This is a genomic window from Exiguobacterium sp. s130 (genome assembly GCF_018619055.1).
Classification (GTDB): Bacteria; Bacillota; Bacilli; order Exiguobacteriales; family Exiguobacteriaceae; genus Exiguobacterium_A.
The window spans coordinates 1-23,444 of the sequence record NZ_JACSNI010000005.1 but is presented as its reverse complement, the minus strand read 5'-3'; the positions used below and the strand labels follow the sequence as shown (position 1 = coordinate 23,444).

Below are 23,444 nucleotides of genomic sequence, written 5' to 3'. Positions count from 1 at the left end.
TTATCATGACACGCCGTAAATTCATCGGTCTGCTTTTTTTATTGGCAGGCATCGCACTCATCGCTTGGCCCTTCGTCAGTGATTATCAGCGCGAACAAGAAGCTGAACATTTAAAGAAACAATGGACCAACAGTCTAAAAATCGTCGATGCAAAAGAAACCAAACAACCACTTGCAAAATCAGGTGTCGGATTACTCTCGATACCAAGCATTGATTTCGAACAAGTCATCTTAGAGGGGTCGACGACAGCGGTCCTCGACCGTAGTATCGGTCATATTCCGAAAACCGGATCGCCTGGAAAAGGCAATTATGCGCTCGCCGGACACCGAAGCTTCACGGAAGGTCTTCACTTCAATCGTCTGCCTGACGTCAAGAAAGGCGATACCGTTATCGTCACGACGAAAACACATCGGTATACGTACCGGATCACGTCAAGTCGTCTCGTCACACCGACGACGTTGTCCGTCCTCGATCAATCCGTCGTCTCCCCGACGATTACGTTGATTACTTGCGATCCACCGGAAACGGCAACGAATCGTCTCATCAAACAAGGTACCTTAATTCGAAGCGAGACGATTGCTTCGTGACAATTGGATCAATACGAATAAAGGAAGGCGGAATTTCGCCTTCCTTTGAAACTGAAGATAGTGTGCAATTTTTCTCTAACGAGAAGGATTGCGCTTTTTTGTTCGTCTCGAATCGTTTTCCTGGGACAAGCATCGCGCCGCTTCGCTTCGCTGCAGGGTCGCTCTTGCTTGTTTTTCCCTAGGAAGCGATGTCGAGGGAACAAAACGCTTCTCTGATACTTCTTCCCGATATAAAAAGAATGACGCATTACACGCCACTCCTACAGGAAAAAGCGCAATTTTGCGCTGTCAGAGACAAACAAGACCCGTTTTCCTGCTCGAATGAAGCAGGAAAACGGGCTTGTGTCTCGCCTGAGGAAAGGGCGTGAAAAGACGCGTCATTTTTTGGAGTCAGCCTTTTTGTCTATAGTCTGAAAGGAAGACGGAATTTCGCCTTCCTTTTTATTTGATCGTTCTCATTCATTCTGCTCACGCTTCGTGTTTAGCTAGTTCTTCTAACAGACGCGCTTCATCCCAAATTTCGATGCCGAGCGATTCTGCTTTCGTCAGCTTAGAACCTGCCTTTTCCCCTGCGACGAGCACGTCTGTCTTTTTACTGACGCTTCCCGTCACATCGGCACCAAGTGCTTCAAGACGCTTCCCTGCCTCTGACCGTTTTAGGCTTTCGAGTGTTCCCGTCAAGACGATCGTTTTTCCACCGAGCGGTGCATTCGTCTGATCAACTCGTTCACCAAGGAACTGTTGATTAACACCGAGTTGTTCCAAATCACGAATCAATGCTTGTGCTTCTGGGTGCTCGAAGTACTTTACGATGGAGTCCGCGATTTTCCCACCGATACCATCGATCGCGACGATCTCCTCGTAGCTAGCTGCCGCAATCCCTGCTAACGAATCAAAACGTTCCGCTAAGAGATACGCCGCTTTTTGACCAACGAGTCGAATTCCGAGACCAAATAAGAGACGTTCGACTGAGTTCTGCTTCGAGGCTTCGATCGCCGCAAGTAATTTATCGACGGACGTCTCACCCATTCGGTCGAACGTCAACAACTCGTCGCGATCGAGTCGATATAAATCGGCAATCGTCCGGATTGCTTCATGGTCATACAATTGACGGACGACTTTTTCACCGAGACCATCGATGTTCATTGCTTGACGCGAAACGAAGTGAATAATACCTTCCATCAATTGCGCTGGACATTCCGGACTGACACAGCGGATGTCGACTTCGCCTTCGAGACGGACGAGTTCCGATTGACAGGCCGGACAATGGGTCGGGAAGACGATTGGTGTCTCTTCTCCCGTTCGCTCTGCCGTGACGACTTGTACGACTGCCGGGATGACATCTCCCGCTTTTTTGATGATGACCGAATCCTGAAGGCGGATATCTTTTTCAGCGATGAAATCAGCGTTATGCAGTGTTGCATACGTCACCGTCGATCCTGCAACGACGACCGGTGCAAAACGGGCACGCGGCGTCACTTTCCCGGTCCGACCGACACTGAAATCAACGTCTTCGACTGTCGTCATGACTTCTTCCGCCGCAAACTTATAGGCTGTCGCGAAGCGGGGACTTTTTGCTGTGAAGCCGAGCTCTTCCTGATCATCGTATCGATCGACTTTCAGGACGATTCCGTCGATCTCATATGGCAGGCTCGCACGTGCTTCTGTCCAATGTGCGATGTAGGCAAGAATCTCTTCGACCGTCTCACACGTCTGCATATGTTGATTGGTCGGTAAGCCAAGTGAAGCGAGTTGCGCCATCGCTTCGCTATGTGAACGAGCCGTCAACGTATTGACGCCGACGCCATACACGAACAACGACAGATTACGCGACGCCGTGATCGACGAATCCAGCTGACGCAGACTACCTGCTGCCGCGTTACGTGGATTCGCGAACAACGTCTCTTCCCGACTTGCCCGGTCTTCATTCAATCGTTCGAACGATTGTTTCGGCATATAGGCTTCTCCGCGGACTTCAACCGTCTCTTCTGCCTGCAGACGAAGCGGTAACGCTTTAATTGTCCGTAGATTCTGCGTGATGTTTTCGCCGACTGTTCCATCACCGCGTGTCGCTCCACGAACGAATCGACCGTCTTCGTATTTCAGCGAGATGGCAAGTCCATCGAATTTCAGTTCGGCGACATAAGTTGTCGAACGTCCGAGCGACCGCTCAATCCGAGCGACCCATTCGCGAATTTCTGTCTCATCAAAGACGTTTCCGAGCGACAGCATCGGTAAGTCATGCGTCACCTTCTCGAAGGCTTCAAGCGGTGCTGCGCCGACGCGCTGCGTTGGCGAGTCTGGCGTGATTAGTTCCGGATGCGCTGTTTCTAGCTCCGTCAGTTCACGGAGCAATTGATCGTACGTCGCATCCGGTACTGTCGGTTGATCCAATACGTAATATTCGTAGCTGTAGCGATTCAATGTTTGACGAATCTCATCTATACGTTGGCTTGCGTCCATCTGTGGACCTCCCGTCATACCTTTTTAATCGGTGCGAATTTTGCGAGCAATCGTTTAATTCCGACTGCTGGGAATGCGATATCGATTTCAAGATTATCTCCTTCACCCCGAGTCTGGACGACTGTACCGAGTCCCCATTTCCCATGTTCTGCCTTATCTCCGACCGACCAACCGAGCGTTTCCGCACCTGACGTCTTCATCGCTGTCGGTTTACTGATTGAACGACCGATGACCGCTTTGCCTTGTGGGACAGGGCGATCTTCCCATGGGAGTGGCTTCGCTTTTTTACCGGTCCGCTCGATGACGACTTCCGGCAGCTCCGCTAGGAACCTTGATTCTTGGTTTGCGTTCGTTCGTCCGTACAGGGAGCGCATCCGCGCATGTGACAAGTAAAGGCGTTTCTCAGCACGTGTGATCCCGACATACGCGAGGCGACGTTCTTCTTCCATCTCGTCTTCATCTTGAAGCGAACGGCTATGCGGGAACAAACCTTCCTCCATCCCAATCAAGAAAACGACCGGAAACTCGAGTCCTTTTGCCGAGTGGAGTGTCATCAACGTGACTTGTTCTTCCGGATCCGTCTCGTCGAGTGAATCGACATCGGCGACGAGTGTCAAGTCAGTCAAGAAGGCGATGATCGTCCGGTCTTCCGGATCGGCTTTTGCCGTCTCCTTCTCAAAGTTCTGTGCAACGGTGATAAACTCGTTGATGTTCTCAAGACGACTCTGTGCTTCAAGCGTCTTATCTTCCTTCAGCACTTGACGATAACCCGATTTCTCAAGCACTTCTTCGACCAGTTCCGAAATACTGATGAATTCTTGCATTTGACTGAGTCCGAGAATCATCGTCCGGAAATCCGTCAATTTCGCTGCCGTTTTTGGTGCGATACTCGACAATTCGATATCGCGAATCGCTTCCATCAGTGACACGCCTTGTAAATCGGCGAAATCACGCAGCTTATCAATTGTCGTTGCGCCGATACCGCGTTTTGGTTCATTGACGATTCGCGCAAAGGACAGGTCTTCGTCCGGATTCGAAATTAAACGGAGATAAGCGAGCACGTCTTTGATCTCTTTACGATCGTAGAACTTCGTGCCGCCAATCATTTTGTACGGGACGTTCGATTTGAGAAGTGTTTCCTCGATCGCACGCGATTGTGCGTTCGTCCGGTATAAAATCGCGATATCACTCAGTTTCATCCCGTAGCGAAGTGAATTCCGAATTTCCTGGACGATATAAAATGCTTCTTCCCGCTCGTTCTCTGCCGTATGAACGATCAGCTTCTCGCCTTCGTCGTTATCCGTCCAAAGTTTCTTATCTTTACGTGTTGAGTTGTTTTGGATGACATGGTTGGCCGCTTCCAAAATTCGTTTCGAGGAACGGTAGTTTTGCTCGAGTAAGATGACGGCTGCATTCGGATAATCCTCTTCGAACGAGAGGATGTTCGCAATGTCAGCACCACGCCAACGGTAAATCGACTGATCCGAGTCCCCAACGACACAGAGATTCTGATGTCCCGAAGCTAACAGATTGACGAGATCATACTGGGCTTTGTTCGTATCTTGATACTCATCAACATGGATGTAGCGGAACTTTTTCTGATAGTACGCAAGGACATCCGGACTCTTCTTGAATAACTCTGTCGTTTTTCCGATTAGATCATCAAAGTCGAGCGCGTTGTTCCGGCGTAGGACAGCTTCGTATCCTTTATAGATTTCAGCAACGGTCTTCTCATACGGACTCGTCACGATCGAGGCGTAGAATTCAGCACTGCGTAATTCATTTTTCTGTGACGAGATGATCGTCAGCATCGATCGCGGATCCCATTTTTTCGGGTCCAAGTTTTGTTCCTTTAAGACGAGCTTGATCGCCGATTGCTGATCACTTGAATCAAGGATCGTGAAGTTACGATCGTATCCAAGCTGATCGATGTCGCGACGTAACATCCGGACACACATCGAATGGAAGGTCGAGACCCAAATATCGTTTGCGACACCACCGACCAAACGACCAATCCGGTCCCGCATTTCCCGCGCTGCCTTGTTCGTGAACGTAATCGCAAGGATGTTCCACGGCGCGACTTGTTTAGCCGCCATCAAATATGCGACCCGGTGTGTCAGGACGCGTGTCTTCCCGGAACCGGCTCCTGCCATGATCAGCAGTGGACCTTCCGTATGCTTGACTGCTCTTGCTTGCTCAGGGTTTAGTCCACTGACGAGCTGTTCACTCAAATTAAACATATCAATAGCCTCATTTCTTATATTCCGAACTTTTGTTCCTATATTTTATCGTGTCGCTGCGACGGTCGCAAGCGCTGCTTTTAAATCCTCATAAATGACGTTCCCAACGACGATCGTATCCGCATACTGCAACATCTCACGCGCCCGCTCCTCGGAGTCGATGCCGCCGCCGTAAAACAGGCGTGCCTGCTTCAACACATCGCGAACGGCTGCTACTCGTTCCGGTTCCCCGTAAACGCCACTGTATTCGAGATAGACGACCGGTAAGCGGAAGACGCTATCCGCAAGTTGTGCGTAAGCGACGGTTTCATCCAACGTTAACGGCTTTGCTTGTGTCACACGCGCGACCTTCGCATCAGGATTCAGGACGATATACCCTTCCCCAACAAGATCAGCGTGCGCCAGCATATGACCGACTTGTTCTAATGCCTCGACCTGTTTTTCGACGACATACTCTAATGTTCCCGCATTCAGGACCGTCGGTGTCAAATACGTATCGAATCCCATCGTCGCGGCTTCGAGTTCTGAAATCTCAAGTGCCACTGCGACTGGATATCGTCGCAAACGCATTAAGAGATCAAGCGTTGCATCGAGTGTGATGTCATCTGTTCCACCGACAAGAATCGCATCCGTTCCGGACGTCGCAATCGCCTGTAGGCTAGCATCATCAATTGGTTTTGCTGGATCTAGTTTAAAGACATGTCGCCATTCATTAAAAGGTAATAACACGGTTCGTCCCATCCTCTCTTTCTCATTCCACATTCAGTATAAAACAAAAAACCATCTCGCGCAGAGCGAGATGGTCAGACGTGTGTCCGTCGTTTCGTCAACAGTGACGCCAGTAACAACGCAAAGACCGCATATACCGGCACGAACGCCCACGGTTCTGCCAAAAAGAAGCCGAGTACCGGAACGTCCAGTAACGGTGAATCTGGCGAACAGAGCGCTCGCCCATTGACGAGCGCCAAAAACGGTAAGACAGGCACAGCAAAGATATACGCGAAGTTGATCCAAAAGGCACGTTTCATACAAGAGCCTCCTTATCCGATAATGACGGATTCCTTCGGATAGTTATAGTTACGTTTTGGTTGGTTCGCTTTCAACAGAAGAACGAACGAGATGACACCGATTCGACCAATGAACATCAGCACAGACAACGTCCATTTTCCGATATCCGATAATTGATCCGTGATGCCGAGTGATAGACCGGTCGTACCGAACGCTGAACACGCTTCAAAGAACAGCACCAGGAACGGCGCGTCCTCAACGATCAACAAGACGATCAATCCAACCATCGTCACGCCAGTCGAGACGACGATGACGACAAAGGCCTTCCAAATATCCGATTGACCAATCTCACGACCGAAGATTTTGATACCATATTCCCCTCGTATGAAGGCGATGACACTCAAGACAGCGACGGCGAACGTCGTCGTTCGAATCCCCCCACCAACGGAAGACGGTGACGCTCCGATGAACATTAAGAGCGACAAGACGAAAATCGAGGCTTGTGAGAAAGACGTGATATCGATCGTCGTCAATCCCCCGTTACGAGTCGTAACGGATTGGAACAAGGCGTCGACGAGCTTCTCATCGATTGGTAAGCCTTTAAAGGATTGGTTCCATTCGAATAGTAGTAGTGCCACCATTCCAAAGAGAACGAGAATGAAGAACGTCGACGCCGTCAATTTCGTGAACAGTGAAAAATGATACGGTTGACGTGTTGCTTGACGTGTCGCTCGGTAGGAAATATAACGTCGGACTTCGACGAGTACCGGAAAACCAATTGCTCCGAGCGTCAACAGTAAGATTTGCATGAAGACGACGAACAAATCCCCGCGAAACGGTAGTAACGATTCTCCCGTGATATCAAAACCGGCGTTCGTCGTCGCACTGACTGACCCGAACAACCCTTGAAGCATCGCTTCTCCGAACGTCGGAAAATACTTTGTGTAATACAGCCCGAGAATCAAAGCACCAATCAATTCAATCGAGACGATGATCAAGATGACTTCCCGAATATATTTGACGACACCTTGCATCGTCGTCTGGTTCTGATCTCGGACGACCAGTTGACGCTCCCGGAAGCCAATTCGTTTTCCGAGGATGACCCACATCGCGATATGAAGCGACATCAAGCCGATCCCGCTGACTTGTACTAAAATCATGATCATGAAGTACCCGAACGTCGTAAAGGTATCCGAAACCGAGACCGTCGTCAGACCGGTGACACTAACACAACTGACCGCCATGAAGACCAGGTCCGTGAAGTCCCAGTCGTAATTTCCTTTCGTCGACCACGGTAAGCCGAGCAGAATGATCCCAATGATGACAGCAACGAAGTAGATGATGACGAGCGACTGGATAGGCGTCAGCTTACGAATGAAATGTTGAATTCTTTGTTGTAACGCAAAATCCAATGTAACACGCCCCCCTTCATAGAAGTAGCGGATAACATTAGTTATCCGCTACTTCTTGCTCGATAAGACCTAGGCGGGCAAGCGCCAGATCATAACCGCCCGAACCGTAGTTCAAGCAACGTTTGACACGCGAAATCGTTGCTGTTGAAGCACCGGTCGCCTTTTCGATTTTGTGATACGTATTGCCTTCACGTAATTGACGTGCGACTTCCAGACGTTGGGCGAGCGCCTGGATTTCGTTGACGGTCGCTAAGTCTTCGAACAACGTATAACAATCTTCTAATGAATCCATCTTCATGATGGCTGTAAATAACTGATCTAATTCTTTTCCACGCAATTTATCGAGTTGCATCTTGTGACTCCCTTTCCCATTCAATTGCTCTTTAATAGTTTAAAGCGCGACGTTTTAAAATTCAAGCGTCATCGCAAAATCGCCGGGAAAAGGACTTTTTTCCGAAGGACTTCGTAAATACCTTGTGGTGTGATTCGCACATATGGTAGATGTGTAGACGCTAGGAATAGCAACGTATAGACCGGATCTTCAAAGGCATATCCACGGGCAAATAATGCCTCCCGTAAAGCGGTTTCTTGAACGATCAAATCCTCGATTGGTAAGTCGGACGTCTGCCCCATTAAGGTCAATGGAACTTCAGCGATGACTTCTCCGTCTTCGACGAGAACGATTCCACCGCCAAATGTTTTCATCCGCTCAAACGCGACTTGCATATCTCGTTTTGATTTACCGATCATCAAAATATCACCACTAATCGAGTACGAACTGACGAGACCTCCGACTTGTGTCGCAAAGTTCTTCAAGACGGTATTCAAACGCCACTTCCCTTCGCGGTCCAGTAGCATCAGGAAGGATTCATCGCAACCTGCTGGTAGAATAGGTACACTCGTGTCATGCTCGACTTGATAGAGCTTCATGATGACGGAATTGACCATTTCAAGACCAACCGGCATGCTGAATGAAAAATCCTGCTCCGTTAAGGAAATCCGGACTTCTGATCGTGGCATAAGGGCATAAGCAGCATCAAGCGTTTCTGCCGGGTAACATGGAATGTCGGCTTGACGGACCCATATGCCGCGCGCAAGTACAGCGACAGGTGTCGGAGCATCTTTTGCCTCAAGGAAATTGAGATGAGCAATCCGTCCTGGCGCGATACTTCCGAGTAGATGATCGAGATTAAAATGACGTGCTGCATTGTATGACGCAATCCGGTAGGCTTCTTCGACCGGAATGCCTGCCTCGAGCATCAGTCGGATTGTCTCATCCATCATACCCGCTTTATAGAAGGAGGGTGTCGAACCATCTGTTGTCACTAGTACCTTATCGAACTGCGTCAATCCCGCTTCGACAAGCCCCTTAAAGATATCCGGTAGATCCGGACGAATCGATGAATAACGAATCGTCGTCGTATAACCAAGTTCAAGACGTGTCATCGCTTCTTCGACCGTCATTGCCTCGTGATCACTCGTCACACCATACAGCGCCATCTTTGTCAGCGTCTTCGCTGAAGCACCAGGGAAATGACCTTCGATTGGTTTTCCAAGTTTGATCGCATCCTGCATCCAGTGGAGCAGTTCATCGTCCCCTTGCGAGAGACGTGGCCATCCCGTCAACTCACCCGCTTGGATGACTTGTGGATGTTTAAGCCATGCTTGAATCCGGCGATTATCGATCGAGATACTATCGGCATCAAGCTCGGTCTGCGCGTCGAGTCGTGCCCACCAGTACATCGAGGTCGGTAGGTCCGCCAGTGCCTCGACTTGAGCAAACGCTTGCTCCGTCGGCTCTAATAATAACAACATGTTGTCGTTGACGAGGGTCGATGTTCCTCGCTCTGCTGCGAATTTTGCAAGACTCGCTGGATTATAAAGTTGAAACGGATGGGCATGAGGTTCAATGTAACCGGGTACGATATATTGACCTGTCGCATCATGGTAGGCATCGGCTTGTTCCGGCATCTCTGGACCGACATAGACGATCCGGTCGCCACTGATCCAGATGTTCGCCGTCCGCCATGCTTTGACACCATGATTTAGGTAAGTGGCATTCTGTATGACAAGTGTCGGTGCAAGCTTTCCGCTGATGACCGCTTGGTGTGTTCGTACTTCAGATTTCGTCCAAGGGGATCTTCCACAATTTTTTTTCACGAAAGCTCGACCTCCTTTATTTTATTGAAAACGCTTTCTTATAGTTCTTATACTAAAATGTTGCTAAGTAAGTTTCAAGAAGTTTTGCCCCGTTCCGGATTCATTTGGTCAAAATAACACAAATTCGCCATGGAAGACAAATCTTTTCGTGCACTTCGCCAAGAAATAAAAAAACCAGACGAGACTCTGTTGAGTGCGTCTGGTTCAACTATCATGATTCATGTGAGGCACGAAAGGCTTTTTGAGCGATATCAGTTCGGTAAAAGAATGGCTGATGCGTTACGTCTGGTAAGTTCGCATAGACCTGTTCGACAGCTTGCTCGATCGTCTCTGCACGACTGACACAGACGAGGACACGTCCACCGGCTGAGACAAGTTGACCGGATTGTTCTGCCGTTCCGGCATGAAAAACGAGAAGGTCATCCCCGATCTGATCGAGTGGAATCATTTGTCCCGTTTTTGGCGCTTCTGGATATCCTTCTGCAGCGACGACGACACCGACAGCTGCTTGGTCCGTCCAAACGACTTCTGGTGTCTGTCCGTCCATCAGTGGTCTGATGACATCAAGTAACGGTGTCTCTAAGCGTGGGAGAATGACTTCCGTCTCCGGATCACCGAACCGAGCATTGAACTCGATGACGAACGGTCCTTGTTTCGTCAACATCAGACCGGCATAGAGGAAGCCAGTGAACGGTATTCCTTCGCTTGCCATCTGATCAACGAGCGGCTGTATGATGCGATCAACAGCTTCTGTCGTCAACGCTGCTTCGTCCCACTGAGGTAACGGTGAATACGCGCCCATTCCTCCTGTGTTCGGACCTAAGTCACCGTCAAATGCCCGTTTATGATCTTGCGACAATACCATCGGAATGACCGTCTCTTCGTGGACGAACGCCATCAACGAACACTCTTCCCCGACCAAACACTCTTCGATGACGACGCGGCTTTGCTGCCCGTATTCCCCGGCAAACGTATCGTGGATCGCTGCAAGTGCCTGGTCCACAGTTTCTGCGACCGTGACCCCTTTTCCGGCAGCGAGACCGTCGGCTTTGATGACAATCGGTGCACCCGCTTTGCGAACATACGCTTCTGCCTCTGCTGCTGAAGTAAAGACGGCGTGAGCAGCGGTCGGAATACCGGCACGCGCCATCAATTCCTTCGCGAACTGCTTACTTCCCTCGATTGCCGCAGCTTCCCGTGTCGGTCCGAAAACCTGCAGTCCCGCTGCCTGAAAGGCGTTAACGACCCCGAGAACGAGTGGTCCTTCTGGTCCGACGATCGTCCAATCAATCTGTTCGTCTTGTGCGAACGCCACGAGTTCATCGATGGCATTTTCGGCGATCGGAACACATGTAGCTTGTGTCATCCCGGCATTCCCAGGCGCAGCATACACTGTCTCGATCCGTTCATCCTGTGCCAGCTTCCAGACGAGCGCGTGTTCACGCCCTCCTTTACCAATCACCAATACCTTCATTCAAATCGCCTCCGCTTAGTGTTTGAAATGTCGAACGTTCGTAAAGACCATCGTGATGCCGTGTTGGTTACACGCATCAATCGACTCTTGATCGCGAATCGAGCCGCCTGGTTGAATGATTGCTGTAATGCCAGCTGCTGCTGCCGCTTCGACCGTATCGCCCATTGGGAAGAAGGCATCGGAAGCAAGGGACGCGCCGATCGCTTTTTCTCCAGCTTGCGTGATTGCAATGTTCGCTGAACCAACACGGTTCATCTGTCCTGCACCGACACCGACGGTTACTTCGTCTTTTGCAAGAACGATCGCATTCGACTTGACGTGTTTGACAGCGCGCCATGCGAGTTTCAAGTCTTCCCATTCCGCTGCTGTCGGTTTGCGGTCTGTCACGACACGTGCTGCTGCATCATCTAATGTCTCATCGTCACTGTCTTGGACGAGCATACCGCCGGCAACTGCTGTATAGCGGATCGCTTGGACACGTTTGACGTCGAGTTCAAGCAGACGAATGTTCTTTTTCGCTGACAATAAGGCGAAGGCTTCTTCCGTGAAGGACGGGGCAATGATGATCTCAAGGAAGATACCGCTTAGTTGTTCTGCTGTCTCTAGGTCGACTTCACGGTTCAAGGCGACGATGCCTCCGAAAATTGAAACCGGATCGGCTGCATGAGCGCGGCGGAATGCCTCTCCGATCGTTGGACCGACGGCAACACCACATGGGTTCATGTGTTTGACGACGACGGCTGCTGCTTCACGGAACTCGTCGAGAATTTCGAGTGCGGCGTTCGCATCTTGAATGTTGTTATACGACAACTCTTTACCGTGTAACTGTTTCGCTGAAGCGAGGGAAGCCCCACGGTAAATCGGTGTTTTATAAAAGGCTGCTTCTTGGTGTGGATTTTCTCCGTAACGGAGATCCTGGACTTTCTCAAGCGTGATCGTCAACTGGTCCGGGAACTTCTCGCCTGTTTGTGTCAAGAAATAATCCGCGATCAACGCATCGTACGCCGCTGTATGACGGAAAGCTTTCGCTGCAAGACGTTGGCGTGTCTCAAACGTTGTTCCACCTTCACGAACCTCAGCAACGACTGTTTCGTAATCAGCTGGATCGACGACGACCGTCACAGCCGCGTGGTTCTTCGCTGCAGATCGCAACATGCTTGGACCACCGATATCGATGTTCTCAATCGCATCCGCATACGCAACGTCTTCTTGTAAAACTGTCTGCTTGAACGGATACAAGTTGACGACGACGAAATCAATCGGTTGAATCTGTTGCGCAGCCATCTGTTCGCGATGGGATTCAAGATCACGACGACCAAGTAGTCCACCGTGGACCATCGGATGAAGTGTCTTGACACGTCCATCGAGCATCTCTGGGAATTGTGTGACTTCACTGATACCAATGACCGGAAGCCCAGCTTCCTCTAATGCTTGATGTGTTCCGCCTGTCGAGACAAGCTCGATACCTGCTTCATGAAACGCTCGTCCTAATTCGACGATCCCTGTTTTATCCGACACACTAATTAACGCTCTCATACGTTTGCCTCCTCTTTCATCCACTCTTCGATGACTTGCGGATACAGTCTATGTTCGACACGCTGAATCGCTTGTTGCAACGTTTCACGCGTCATCTCTTCTGTAATCCGGACGGCTTCTTGAGCCATGATCGGTCCTGTGTCCATGCCTTCATCGACTATATGAATTGTAACACCTGTGATTTTAACTCCGCCACGAAATGCTTGTCCGATCGCATCTTTTCCCGGGAAGGCCGGAAGTAGCGACGGGTGGATGTTGACGATCCGACCTGCGTATCGTCCGAGCAACTCTTCCCCGATCAATCGCATGTAGCCGGCGAGAATGATCCGTTCGACGCCTTTCGCTTCAAGACGGGCAATGATCTCCCGCTCAAAACTCGGTTTATCCGGATAGTCCTTCGCCCGAAAGACGAAGACGTCACATCCGCGTCGTTTTGCCCGCTCGATGACTGCTGCGTCCGGTTGATCGCAGACGATCAGTTCGATCGAGGCATGTAATGTTCCTGCCTCGATTGCTTCAAAAAGTGCTTCGACATTACTACCGCTTCCTGATGCAAAACAGGCGATCTTCATGCGTCGACTCCTTGAATCCGGACACCTTCTTGATCGGTCACCTGACCAATCACGTACGCCGTCTCATTTTCACGAGCGAGGCGTGCTGTCACTTCCGCGACATCTTCCGGTTTGACGATCAACATGAAACCGATCCCCATATTGAAGACATTATACATATCATGTCGTGGCAAATCACCCGCTTGCTCGAGCCAGTCGAAGACTGGTAACGTCGGCCACTTTTTCGGGTCGAACGATGCGCCAAGACCTTCTGGTAAGACGCGTGGTACGTTCTCGTAGAAACCACCACCCGTAATATGGACCATCGCTTGAATCTTTTCCGTCTCAAGGGCTGCTTTGACCGCTTCGACGTAGATACGTGTTGGCATGAGGAGCGCATTTCCGAGCGTATGACCGAGCATCATGACTTCATCTTCGTAGCGGAGACCGCTGTCAGCGACGATTTTACGGACGAGTGAGAACCCGTTCGAATGGACGCCGGACGAAGCGAGACCGAGAATGACATCTCCAGCTGCGACGTTATCACCTGTGATCAATTTTTGTTTCTCGACGGCACCTACAGCGAACCCGGCGATATCATATTCGCCGTCCGCATACATCCCTGGCATTTCCGCTGTTTCGCCGCCGATTAACGTACAGCCCGCTTGGACACATCCTTCAGCAACACCGGCGACGATCCGTTCGATCTTCGCCGGAATCGCCTGACCGAGCGCGATGTAGTCGAGAAAATAAAGCGGTTCCGCGCCTTGGACGATGATATCGTTCACACACATCGCGACACAGTCGATTCCGATCGTATCGTGTTGTTCCAGTGCGAAAGCGAGCTTGAGTTTCGTACCGACACCATCTGTCCCACTGACAAGAACCGGTTCTTTCAACTGCAATTGGCTGAGGTCGAACATCGCACCAAAGCTACCGAGTCCCGTCAATACTTCTTTGCGCATCGAACGGGCGACGTGTTTTTTCATTCGGGTGACGGACTCATATCCTGCTGTCAGACTCACACCTGCTGCTTCGTAATGTTTGCTCATGTTCTTCCCCCATCTATCAAAGTTTAGCTTCTAACTCGAGCGAACCGAGCGGTGTCGGATACTCTCCTGTGAAGCAAGCGGTACATTGTCCTTTTAACGGTCCATCGAACGGGCGATCGATGGCATCGACCATGCCCGGTACAGTCAAGAATTCAAGTGAATCCGCACCGATTTCCTGACGGATTTCTTCCGGCATCAACCGGGCAGAGATCAGTTCTTCCTTCGATGAAGTATCAATCCCGTAATAACATGGATTCGTAATCGGTGGTGCCGTGATGCGGACGTGGACTTCCGTCGCACCCGCTTCCCGTAACAAACCGACGATACGACGACTCGTCGTTCCCCGGACGATTGAATCATCGACCATGATGACACGCTTTCCTTGTACGACACCGCGTAGCGCGGACAACTTCATTTTGACCCCACGTTCCCGTAACTCTTGTGACGGCTGGATGAACGTCCGTCCGACATACCGATTCTTGATCAATCCCATCTCATACGGAATACCGCTCGCTTCCGCGTAACCGATCGCTGCCGAGATACTTGAATCCGGCACTCCGGTAACGACGTCTGCTTCGACCGGTGCTTCTTCATACATCTTTTTCCCAAGTGCTTTGCGTGCTGTATGGACGTTGACGCCATCAATGATTGAATCCGGACGTGAGAAGTAGATGTATTCCATCGAACACATCGCCCGTTCACGTGGTTCCATGTATTGACGAGACGACATGCCGTGTTCTGTGATCGTTACGAGCTCCCCTGGCTCGATATCACGAATGAACTCCGCGCCGACGATATCAAAGGCACATGTCTCTGACGCGAATACGATGCCGCCGTCCGGTGTCTTCCCGAGTGACAGTGGACGCAGTCCGTGTGGATCAACCGCCACGAATAACGTATCTTCCGTTAAGAAAAGAAAAGCGAATGCCCCGATGAGACGCGCGAGACTGTCAGCAATCCGGTCTTCGAGTGTGTCGAGCTTACTGCGTTTGACGAGATGGGCGACGACTTCCGTATCACTCGTCGTCTGAAAGATGGCACCTTCTGCTTCTAACAGGTGCTTCAGTGAATCGGCGTTGACGAGGTTTCCGTTATGTGCGAGGGCGAGATCTCCCATCCGCGATTTGAAATGCAGCGGTTGAGTGTTCTCAAGCGTGTTTCCTCCTGCTGTCGAATACCGGACATGTCCGATTGCATGATGTCCTTTCAGATTCGTCAGTGTCTCTTCCGAAAAGACTTCCGTTACGAGTCCTTGCCCGCGGTGCGGGAAGAGGCCGTCACCGTCACTCGTGACGATGCCTGCCCCTTCCTGTCCCCGGTGTTGCAAGCTATGCAAGCCGTAATAGGCGAGTTGCGCTGCATTCGGTTGTCCGAATATCCCGAAGACGCCACACTCCTCATTTAGTCCTTTGATGTCATATAACACGCGATTGCTCCTTCCCAGTCTCCCTGTAAGGTCGAACGGTCTGCTTCGATCCGTGTCTCTGCCGTTTCGATGACAAGAAGCTCATCGTTCGTGACGACACCGATCGATTGAGCACCGGTCCGTTGTTCGAATGCTGCAACGTGCGTTTGTGGCACAGTGACGACGAAACGTGATTGCGATTCACTGAACAGGTGTAAGGTTGGTCCGTTGAACTGAACTGTCAACCCGAGATTCGTTCCAAACGTCATCTCAGCGAGAGCGATGGCAAGACCACCTTCTGATACATCATGCATCGCATTGACTTCACCTGCTTGTACTGCCTGCTGTAACAATTGTAAGCGTGCGTGTTCGACGGCTAAATCAATCTGTGGTGCGCGACCGAATGATTTACCGAATTGCATATATTGAAGCTCACTACCACCAAACTCGGCTGTTGTTTCTCCTAATAGATAGATCTGGTCACCAGCTTGTTTGACGTGTTGCGTTGTGATCCATTCCGTTTGCTCGTGTAAGCCAACCATTCCGACGACCGGTGTCGGATGAACCGCTTGACCGGCTGACTCGTTGTAGAGTGAGACGTTTCCTCCGATGACAGGTGTCTCAAGGACACGACATGCTTCAGCCATACCGGCTGTTGCTTGCTGCAACTGCCAGAAGCCTTCTGGTTTATCCGGATTTCCGAAGTTCAGACAATCCGTGATGGCGAGTGGTGTCGCCCCACTCGCGACGATATTACGTGCTGCTTCCGCAACCGCGATCTGTCCACCGACGTATGGATCCAAGTAGACGAAACGGCTGTTACAGTCGGTCGTCATCGCGAGCGCTTTGTTCGTGCCGCGGACACGAATGACGGCTGCGTCTGATCCTGGTGCGACGACGGTCGATGTCTGGACCATATGATCGTACTGATCGTAGACCCAGCGTTTTGAAGCGATCGTCGGCTGACGGAGTAACGCCCGCCATGTCTCAACGACATCTTCGACGACTGGAAGCGTCTCTTCCATCGCTTGGAATTCTTCATAATACGCAGGAACGCGAGATGGTTTTTCATAGACTGGTGCTTCTTCTGCTAACGCATCAACCGGAACTTCTGCCACGATATCTCCATGATGAATCAACCGTAAGACTTTCTCTTCAATGACTTCTCCGACGTGAACGGCATGGAGTCCCCATTTGCTGACGATCGCTTCGATTTCTGCTTCGCGACCACGCTTGACGACGAGTAACATCCGCTCTTGTGATTCCGAGAGCATCATTTCGTAGGCAGTCATCCCTGTTTCTCGTTGCGGGACGTCATCGAGGTGCATCTCGATGCCCATGCCTGCTTTTGAAGCCATCTCTGCTGAAGAAGATGTTAGTCCAGCAGCGCCCATATCCTGCATCCCGACCAATGCTGGATGACCAACGATCTCAAGACAAGCTTCAATCAATAGCTTCTCCATGAATGGATCACCGACTTGAACAGCTGGACGTTTTGCTTCCGTATCTTCTCCGAGATCTTCCGAGGCGAACGTCGCACCATGAATACCATCGCGCCCAGTAGCTGCACCGACGTACATGACTGAGTTCCCGACACCTTTTGCCTGACCTTTTTGAATATCGGCATGGTTGATCAAACCGATACACATCGCATTGACGAGTGGATTTCCTTCATACGAACGATCAAATCCGATTTCGCCACCGATCGTTGGAATACCGACACAGTTGCCATACCCCGCGATCCCTGCAACGACTTGTTCAAACAGTTGATTGACACGTGGTGTACCGAGATGACCGAAACGGAGCGAGTTCATGAGCGCAACTGGGCGTGCGCCCATCGAGAAGATGTCACGAATGATTCCGCCGACGCCTGTCGCAGCCCCTTGATACGGTTCAACAGCGGATGGATGGTTGTGGCTTTCAATCTTAAAGACGACTGCCTGCTCATCGCCGATATCAACGACACCTGCTCCTTCACCCGGTCCCTGTAAGACACGTGGTCCAGTCGTCGGGAATTGACGGAGGACGGGTTTAGATGTCTTGTATGAACAATGCTCCGACCACATGACCGAAAACAATCCTGTTTCCGTATAGTTCGGTTGGCGTCCGAGTAAATCGACGATCATCTGGTATTCCGTATCACTTAATCCCATCGTGGCATAAACGCGTTGCTCTTGAATCAATTCTGGTGTTGGTTCAGACTGTTGTTTTAGCATGGTGTGCCCCCTGTTTGACGAGTGAAGTAAAGAGTTTTAGTCCATCTGTTCCGCCGGTCAATAACTCGACCGCTCGTTCCGGGTGTGGCATCATCCCGAGAACGTTGCCGGCTTTGTTCGTGATCCCGGCGATATCACCGCGTGAGCCGTTCGGATTATCGACATACGTGAAGGCGATTTGTCCGTTCGTTTGGAGCATCGCGTAAGTCGCATCGTCACAGTAGTAGTTTCCTTCGCCGTGCGCGATTGGAATCGAGATCGTCTCGCCTGGCAGATAATCCGATGTAAACCGTGTCTTCGTGTTTTCAACCTTTAGTTCAACCGTCCGGCACATGAACTTCAAGCCGTTGTTGCGGTGTAAGACACCTGGCAAGAGTCCCGCTTCGACAAGGATCTGGAATCCGTTACAGACACCGAGGACGGTTTTTCCTTCTGTTGCAAAACGTTTGACCTCTTCCATAATCGGTGAGAAGCGTGCGATCGCGCCGCAACGAAGGTAATCTCCGTAGGAAAATCCACCTGGTAACAGGACGCCGTCATAACCCTCAAGTGATGTTTCGGTATGGAAGACGTATTCGGCTTCTTCTCCGAGCGCATCCTTAACCGCATGGTACATATCTAAATCACAGTTCGATCCCGGAAAGACGATGACCGCGAACTTCATGCTGGCGTCACCTCTTCGATCGTAATCTGGTAATCTTCCATCACCGTGTTGACGAGTAATTTTTGACACATCTCATGAATCATCGCTTCTGTCGTTTCCGTTTCAACGAGCAGTTCAATCTGTTTTCCGATTCGAACACTTTCGACACCCGTAAAACCAAGCTGTTGCAATCCGCCTTTTACAGCAACTCCTTGTGGATCTAAAATGCTTTCCCGTAATGCGATCGATACGATGACTTTTTTCATTGTGTGTTTCCCCCTAGGCGATTGAATAGTGTTTGGTAAGTCTCTGTCAGTGAACCGATATTGCGTCGAAAAACATCTTTATCGAGATGTTCTCCTGTCGCCTGATCCCACAAGCGACATGTATCAGGTGAAATCTCATCAGCCAGTAGAATCGTTCCATCTGACGTCTTGCCGTACTCCAATTTAAAATCAATCAACGTGATTCCGTTTTGACGGAAGTAAGGTTGCAAGACTTCATTCACGCGAAGCGCTTTGTCCGACAGCTCTTCTAGCTCCTCAGAAGTCGCAATCTTCAGTAAATTGATGTGTGATGAGGTGACGAGTGGATCGCCTAACGTATCATCTTTATAGTAGAACTCAACGATTGGTGTTTCGAGCACCGTACCTTCTTCGATACCGAGCCGTTTACTCAAGCTTCCTGCGACGACGTTCCGGACGACGACTTCGAGTGGAATGATAGTGACACGACGTACGAGCTGTTCGCGCTCCGAGACACGCTCAATGAAATGTGTCGGAATGCCCGCTTGTTCGAGGATTTCAAAGAAATGACTCGTCAATCGGTTGTTCAATTCGCCTTTTCCAGCAAATACTTCTTTTTTCTCGCCGTTGAATGCCGTGGCCTCGTCTTTATAGACGATCCGGAGCACATCCTGCTCCTGCGTCGTGTACAATCGTTTTGCTTTTCCTTCATAAAGTGGTTGCATCGCTTTCGTCCCCCATGATCCTAAGATGTAGACGGGGCACGTGCCCCGTCTCAGGTTGATTAGTTCAAGCCACACCGTTCAAAAATTTCATCGACGCGACTCGTATGGTACGTCGGATCGAAACACGCATCGAGCTCTTCTTCTGTGAACAGCTGTTGAATCTCTTCTTCTTGCCACAATAAGTCACGGAACATGATTTGTTCTTCCCACGCCTGCATCGCACGCGGTTGAACGAAGTCATAAGCGGTTTCACGTGACCAGCCTTTTTCGATTAAAGCGAGTAAGACATGTCCAGAGAAGATGACCCCGAACGTCCGGTCCATGTTCCGCTTCATGTTGTCCGGGAAGACCGTCAAGTTCTTCACGATGTTTCCGAAACGGTTCAACATGTAGTTGAGTAGTCCTGTCGCGTCCGGAAGAATGATGCGTTCTGCCGAAGAGTGCGAGATATCCCGTTCGTGCCAGAGTGAGACGTTCTCGTACGCCGTCACCATGTGTCCACGGATGACTCGGGCAAGACCTGTCATGTTCTCAGAGCCGATTGGATTCCGCTTGTGCGGCATCGCCGATGATCCTTTTTGACCTTTAGCGAAGAATTCTTCGACTTCACGTGTTTCCGTTTTTTGCAGACCTCGGATTTCCGTTGCCATTTTTTCGATCGATGTCGCGATCAAAGCCAGTGTCGACATGTAGTGTGCATGACGATCGCGTTGTAACGTTTGCGTGGAGACCGGAGCTGGTTTTGTTCCTAACTTTTCGCAGACATACTTTTCAATGAACGGATCGATATTCGCGAATGTTCCGACGGCACCCGACATCTTGCCGTATTCGACCGTCTCACGTGCTGCTTCGAAACGGACTTTGTTTCGTTTCATCTCTTCGTACCAAAGCGCTAGTTTCAGACCGAACGTCGTCGGTTCTGCATGTACGCCATGCGTTCGTCCCATCATGACCGTATATTTATGTTCGTTCGCTTTGACTTTTAAGATGTCGATGAACCGATCGAGATCCGCAGCAAGAATGTCATTTGCTTGTTTCAACAGATATGAGAGTGCTGTATCGACGACGTCCGTTGACGTTAGTCCGTAATGCACCCATTTACGTTCTTCTCCGAGTGTCTCAGAGACAGCACGTGTAAAGGCGATGACATCATGACGTGTCTCTTGTTCGATTTCAAGGATCCGGTTGACATCAAAAGAGGCATTGTCCCAAAGTAATTGAACGTCCTCTTTCGGGATGACTCCTAGTTCACTCCATGCTTCACACGCAAGAATCTCGACTTTTAACCAAGCCTCGAATTTGTTTTGTTCGGTCCAGATCGCTTTCATCTCAGGACGTGTATACCGTTCGATCATTGAACTGTCTCCTTCCATATCGACAGGCGTTCGACTTCTGCCAAAGCATCGTCGACCGTGTCCGCAAGGATGTTTAAATGTCCCATTTTGCGACCTGTCTTGGCTTCTGCTTTTCCATATAAGTGAACTTTCGTCCGAGCGTTTAGTCTCGGCAGTTCCTCGTATAATGCTGTGACATGCTGACCCAGGATGTTCGCCATGACGACCGGTGTCGTCAGACGGGTATCACCGAGTGGAAGACCACTGATGGCACGGATATGTTGCTCGAATTGGGATGTTTCGCAAGCATCGATTGAATAGTGACCCGAATTATGTGGTCGGGGTGCTAGTTCATTGACGATCAGTCTAGAACCTACGACGAACAACTCGATGGCGAGTGTACCGATCAACCCGACAGCATCCGCGATCGATTCAGCGAGCGCAATTGCTTCTTGTTCGAGTGATTCGGAAATGCGTGCCGGTACGATCGATAGATGCAAAATGTTCTCTTGATGAATATTCTCACTGACTGGGAAAACACGAGTCTCTGTTGCGCTTCGAGTGACGATGACGGAAATTTCCTGATCAAACGGTAACCATTGTTCTGCGACATACTCAGTCGGTTCGAATTGTTTGATTGCCGCTTGGAACTGTTCTTCCGTCCGGATGACGGTCTGTCCTTTTCCGTCGTATCCGAATCGTGCTGTCTTCAAGACGAACGGTAAACCGAGTCGCTGTTTTGCTTCCTCTAAGTCAGCAGGATCTGTCACCGGATAGTATGGAGCGACGGAATGCCCGATGCGTTCAATCATCTCTTTTTCTCGAACTCGATGTTGCGTTTGAAAGAGGAGATCCGTTCCGTGAATCAGTTTCGTCCCGATCGCTTCAGCGACTTCTGTTGAGATATTCTCGAATTCGTAGGTGACGACATCTGATTCAGCTGCGAGCTGTTTCGCTGCCTCGACATCCGTAAAGGGAGCTTTAATATGTTGATCCGCCACTTGCGCACATGGTGCGTTGTCCGTTGGATCGAGTGTCAGAATCTCAAAGCCCATCTCACGGGCGGACAGTGCCATCATCCGACCAAGTTGACCGCCACCTAGTATCCCGATTCGTTTCATAACAGGTTTCCTCCAGATGCAATGACGTCTCCTTCGAGTTCGACTCGCATATGATCGAGCTTGCGGGCAAGTCGTTCATCTTGAATCGAAAGAATTTGAGCAGCTAGCAATCCGGCGTTTTTTGCTCCTGCTTCTCCGATGGCAACCGTTGCGACCGGTACACCACCTGGCATTTGAACGATCGAGAGCAAGGAATCAATTCCTTGGAGCGCTCTACTTTTCACAGGAACACCGACGACGGGTAATGTCGTTTTAGCGGCTACCATGCCCGGTAGATGAGCAGCACCGCCTGCACCGGCAATGATGACCTTCAGTCCTCGTTCACGTGCTGATTCAGCATAACGAAACATTAGATCCGGTGTCCGGTGTGCGGAAACGACTTTCTTTTCATACGGAATCTCAAGTTGCTCCAACACATCACATGTATGTTTCATCGTTTCCCAATCCGATTGACTTCCCATGATGACGCCGACTTCTGCATTTCCCATCGCTGTTTCCTCCTTTGTGCATAAAAAAAGCCCAAACCACGGCTAAAAGGGTGGCTTAGGGTATAAAAAGGTACGCCAAAGAAATATCGACGAACATCCATATACCCCATAGTCCAACGATTTAGGGTCGTTGGGTAGAAACTTGCAAGCCATATCCCTGCTATTATACGAGGTGTTTATATTCAATCATCCTGTCACGACTTCATCTTAACAAGTCCATCCCAAGGCGTCAACCAAAGGCGAACAATTTAATTGTCTGAAAATTTATCGTTCGGTTTTAAAAGCGGTTTTTCTGATTTCATCGATTGTCCTTTCGGAGTTTATTTTCTTGAAAGGCATCACATGGAATCAAGAACGAAAAGAGCACCCTCCACATGAATCGGAGGATGCTCTAGGCAGTTACTCATTCTCTTTCACTTTACAATCGAAGACGATTTGTTGACGAATTGGATACGGTTCGCCATTAGCGTCTAATCCAAAGATCGGTTCTTCTCGTCGGACCGTCGGGCGGTATCCCATGGCATCGATACGATCCAAACAAGTACCAATCGTCTCGTTCTCTTCGACGGCTACACGTAGTTTCGTTTTTTTCGCCATATCCCTGTTCAGTCCCTTCATTAAAATGGATACGTGTCTTTCTACAAAAAGACACAAAAAAGCGGCGGCCCTTGAGCGTATGCTCCAGAACCACCGTTTGCCTGGCAACGTCCTATCCTCACAGGGGGAAGCCCCCAACTACTTTCGGCGTTCAAGTGCTTAACTTCCGTGTTCGGCATGGGAACGG

General features: G+C 50.1%; 21 protein-coding genes, 1 rRNA gene and 1 riboswitch. Of the genes, 1 reads left to right on the top strand and 21 read right to left on the bottom strand.

Annotated features, from left to right (window positions below):
- Window positions 1–5 precede the first annotated feature (5 nt).
- Entirely contained in the window at window positions 6–587 is a 582-nt protein-coding gene (locus HZS85_RS12675; protein ID WP_214856366.1) for a class D sortase, read from the top strand.
- 468 nt (window positions 588–1,055) lie between these two features.
- Here the strand turns inward: HZS85_RS12675 and ligA are convergent, their stop codons facing one another.
- From ligA to rrf, 21 genes are all read right to left on the bottom strand, one after another.
- The gene (gene ligA, locus HZS85_RS12670) at window positions 1,056–3,050 is read right to left on the bottom strand and encodes an NAD-dependent DNA ligase LigA (RefSeq protein ID WP_035412310.1); all 1,995 of its coding nucleotides are present in this window, start codon (window positions 3,048–3,050) and stop codon (window positions 1,056–1,058) included.
- A gap of 14 nt (window positions 3,051–3,064) precedes the next feature.
- A complete protein-coding gene (gene pcrA / locus HZS85_RS12665) occupies window positions 3,065–5,290 on the bottom strand; it encodes a DNA helicase PcrA (protein ID WP_214856365.1) in 2,226 nt (741 codons plus the stop codon).
- Between the two features lie 45 nt (window positions 5,291–5,335).
- On the bottom strand, window positions 5,336–6,019 hold the full coding sequence (pcrB, locus tag HZS85_RS12660) for a heptaprenylglyceryl phosphate synthase (RefSeq protein WP_035412748.1): 684 nt from the start codon (window positions 6,017–6,019) through the stop codon (window positions 5,336–5,338).
- Between the two features lie 74 nt (window positions 6,020–6,093).
- On the bottom strand, window positions 6,094–6,318 hold the full coding sequence (locus tag HZS85_RS12655) for a hypothetical protein (protein WP_035398958.1): 225 nt from the start codon (window positions 6,316–6,318) through the stop codon (window positions 6,094–6,096).
- 12 nt (window positions 6,319–6,330) lie between these two features.
- Window positions 6,331–7,710: a TrkH family potassium uptake protein gene (locus HZS85_RS12650; protein WP_214856362.1), complete on the bottom strand. Its 1,380-nt coding sequence runs from the start codon at window positions 7,708–7,710 to the stop codon at window positions 6,331–6,333.
- 37 nt (window positions 7,711–7,747) lie between these two features.
- Window positions 7,748–8,062 carry a YerC/YecD family TrpR-related protein gene (locus HZS85_RS12645; protein WP_023467078.1) on the bottom strand — a complete coding sequence of 105 codons (315 nt, stop codon included), beginning with the start codon at window positions 8,060–8,062 and terminating at the stop codon, window positions 7,748–7,750.
- Window positions 8,063–8,130: 68 nt separating this feature from the next.
- A complete protein-coding gene (locus tag HZS85_RS12640) occupies window positions 8,131–9,870 on the bottom strand; it encodes an adenine deaminase C-terminal domain-containing protein (RefSeq protein ID WP_214856361.1) in 1,740 nt (579 codons plus the stop codon).
- Between the two features lie 211 nt (window positions 9,871–10,081).
- A complete protein-coding gene (purD, locus tag HZS85_RS12635; protein WP_214856360.1) occupies window positions 10,082–11,344 on the bottom strand; it encodes a phosphoribosylamine--glycine ligase in 1,263 nt (420 codons plus the stop codon).
- 15 nt (window positions 11,345–11,359) lie between these two features.
- On the bottom strand, window positions 11,360–12,880 hold the full coding sequence (gene purH / locus HZS85_RS12630) for a bifunctional phosphoribosylaminoimidazolecarboxamide formyltransferase/IMP cyclohydrolase (protein WP_035412295.1): 1,521 nt from the start codon (window positions 12,878–12,880) through the stop codon (window positions 11,360–11,362).
- Window positions 12,877–13,452 carry a phosphoribosylglycinamide formyltransferase gene (gene purN / locus HZS85_RS12625; RefSeq protein WP_023467073.1) on the bottom strand — a complete coding sequence of 192 codons (576 nt, stop codon included), beginning with the start codon at window positions 13,450–13,452 and terminating at the stop codon, window positions 12,877–12,879. The genes purH and purN overlap by 4 nt, the downstream gene beginning before the upstream one ends.
- Entirely contained in the window at window positions 13,449–14,483 is a 1,035-nt protein-coding gene (gene purM, locus HZS85_RS12620) for a phosphoribosylformylglycinamidine cyclo-ligase (protein WP_029340745.1), read from the bottom strand. The genes purN and purM overlap by 4 nt, the downstream gene beginning before the upstream one ends.
- 16 nt (window positions 14,484–14,499) lie before the next feature.
- Window positions 14,500–15,909 (bottom strand): amidophosphoribosyltransferase, encoded by a 1,410-nt coding sequence (gene purF, locus HZS85_RS12615; protein ID WP_214856359.1) that lies wholly within the window; start codon window positions 15,907–15,909, stop codon window positions 14,500–14,502.
- A complete protein-coding gene (gene purL, locus HZS85_RS12610; RefSeq protein ID WP_214856358.1) occupies window positions 15,885–18,104 on the bottom strand; it encodes a phosphoribosylformylglycinamidine synthase subunit PurL in 2,220 nt (739 codons plus the stop codon). Before purL ends, purF begins: the two co-directional genes overlap by 25 nt.
- Window positions 18,085–18,768, bottom strand: coding sequence for a phosphoribosylformylglycinamidine synthase subunit PurQ (purQ, locus tag HZS85_RS12605; protein WP_035412283.1), 684 nt, complete (start codon window positions 18,766–18,768; stop codon window positions 18,085–18,087). Before purQ ends, purL begins: the two co-directional genes overlap by 20 nt.
- On the bottom strand, window positions 18,765–19,013 hold the full coding sequence (gene purS / locus HZS85_RS12600) for a phosphoribosylformylglycinamidine synthase subunit PurS (RefSeq protein ID WP_023467069.1): 249 nt from the start codon (window positions 19,011–19,013) through the stop codon (window positions 18,765–18,767). Before purS ends, purQ begins: the two co-directional genes overlap by 4 nt.
- A complete protein-coding gene (gene purC, locus HZS85_RS12595) occupies window positions 19,010–19,717 on the bottom strand; it encodes a phosphoribosylaminoimidazolesuccinocarboxamide synthase (protein ID WP_214856357.1) in 708 nt (235 codons plus the stop codon). Before purC ends, purS begins: the two co-directional genes overlap by 4 nt.
- A gap of 59 nt (window positions 19,718–19,776) precedes the next feature.
- Window positions 19,777–21,072 carry an adenylosuccinate lyase gene (purB, locus tag HZS85_RS12590; RefSeq protein WP_214856356.1) on the bottom strand — a complete coding sequence of 432 codons (1,296 nt, stop codon included), beginning with the start codon at window positions 21,070–21,072 and terminating at the stop codon, window positions 19,777–19,779.
- Complete coding sequence (gene purK, locus HZS85_RS12585; protein ID WP_214856354.1) at window positions 21,069–22,172, bottom strand: 5-(carboxyamino)imidazole ribonucleotide synthase; 1,104 nt, start codon at window positions 22,170–22,172, stop codon at window positions 21,069–21,071. The genes purB and purK overlap by 4 nt, the downstream gene beginning before the upstream one ends.
- Entirely contained in the window at window positions 22,169–22,660 is a 492-nt protein-coding gene (gene purE, locus HZS85_RS12580; RefSeq protein WP_050678980.1) for a 5-(carboxyamino)imidazole ribonucleotide mutase, read from the bottom strand. The genes purK and purE overlap by 4 nt, the downstream gene beginning before the upstream one ends.
- A gap of 89 nt (window positions 22,661–22,749) precedes the next feature.
- Window positions 22,750–22,851: riboswitch (purine riboswitch) on the bottom strand.
- 208 nt (window positions 22,852–23,059) lie between these two features.
- The gene (locus HZS85_RS12575) at window positions 23,060–23,257 is read right to left on the bottom strand and encodes an NETI motif-containing protein (protein WP_214856352.1); all 198 of its coding nucleotides are present in this window, start codon (window positions 23,255–23,257) and stop codon (window positions 23,060–23,062) included.
- A 99-nt stretch (window positions 23,258–23,356) separates the two neighbouring features.
- Window positions 23,357–23,444: ribosomal RNA gene (gene rrf / locus HZS85_RS12570) — 5S ribosomal RNA — on the bottom strand; the annotation flags it as partial.

Excerpts from the sequence above, each read along its gene's own strand:
- HZS85_RS12675 (WP_214856366.1), top strand. The coding sequence starts at position 6 with ATGACACGCCGTAAATTCATCGGTCTGCTTTTTTTATTGGCAGGCATC.
- ligA (WP_035412310.1), bottom strand. The coding sequence starts at position 3,050 with ATGGACGCAAGCCAACGTATAGATGAGATTCGTCAAACATTGAATCGC.
- pcrA (WP_214856365.1), bottom strand. The coding sequence starts at position 5,290 with ATGTTTAATTTGAGTGAACAGCTCGTCAGTGGACTAAACCCTGAGCAA.
- HZS85_RS12655 (WP_035398958.1), bottom strand. The coding sequence starts at position 6,318 with ATGAAACGTGCCTTTTGGATCAACTTCGCGTATATCTTTGCTGTGCCT.
- HZS85_RS12645 (WP_023467078.1), bottom strand. The coding sequence starts at position 8,062 with ATGCAACTCGATAAATTGCGTGGAAAAGAATTAGATCAGTTATTTACA.
- purD (WP_214856360.1), bottom strand. The coding sequence starts at position 11,344 with ATGAAGGTATTGGTGATTGGTAAAGGAGGGCGTGAACACGCGCTCGTC.
- purH (WP_035412295.1), bottom strand. The coding sequence starts at position 12,880 with ATGAGAGCGTTAATTAGTGTGTCGGATAAAACAGGGATCGTCGAATTA.
- purN (WP_023467073.1), bottom strand. The coding sequence starts at position 13,452 with ATGAAGATCGCCTGTTTTGCATCAGGAAGCGGTAGTAATGTCGAAGCA.
- purM (WP_029340745.1), bottom strand. The coding sequence starts at position 14,483 with ATGAGCAAACATTACGAAGCAGCAGGTGTGAGTCTGACAGCAGGATAT.
- purL (WP_214856358.1), bottom strand. The coding sequence starts at position 18,104 with ATGCTAAAACAACAGTCTGAACCAACACCAGAATTGATTCAAGAGCAA.
- purQ (WP_035412283.1), bottom strand. The coding sequence starts at position 18,768 with ATGAAGTTCGCGGTCATCGTCTTTCCGGGATCGAACTGTGATTTAGAT.
- purS (WP_023467069.1), bottom strand. The coding sequence starts at position 19,013 with ATGAAAAAAGTCATCGTATCGATCGCATTACGGGAAAGCATTTTAGAT.
- purC (WP_214856357.1), bottom strand. The coding sequence starts at position 19,717 with ATGCAACCACTTTATGAAGGAAAAGCAAAACGATTGTACACGACGCAG.
- purB (WP_214856356.1), bottom strand. The coding sequence starts at position 21,072 with ATGATCGAACGGTATACACGTCCTGAGATGAAAGCGATCTGGACCGAA.
- purK (WP_214856354.1), bottom strand. The coding sequence starts at position 22,172 with ATGAAACGAATCGGGATACTAGGTGGCGGTCAACTTGGTCGGATGATG.
- purE (WP_050678980.1), bottom strand. The coding sequence starts at position 22,660 with ATGGGAAATGCAGAAGTCGGCGTCATCATGGGAAGTCAATCGGATTGG.
- HZS85_RS12575 (WP_214856352.1), bottom strand. The coding sequence starts at position 23,257 with ATGGCGAAAAAAACGAAACTACGTGTAGCCGTCGAAGAGAACGAGACG.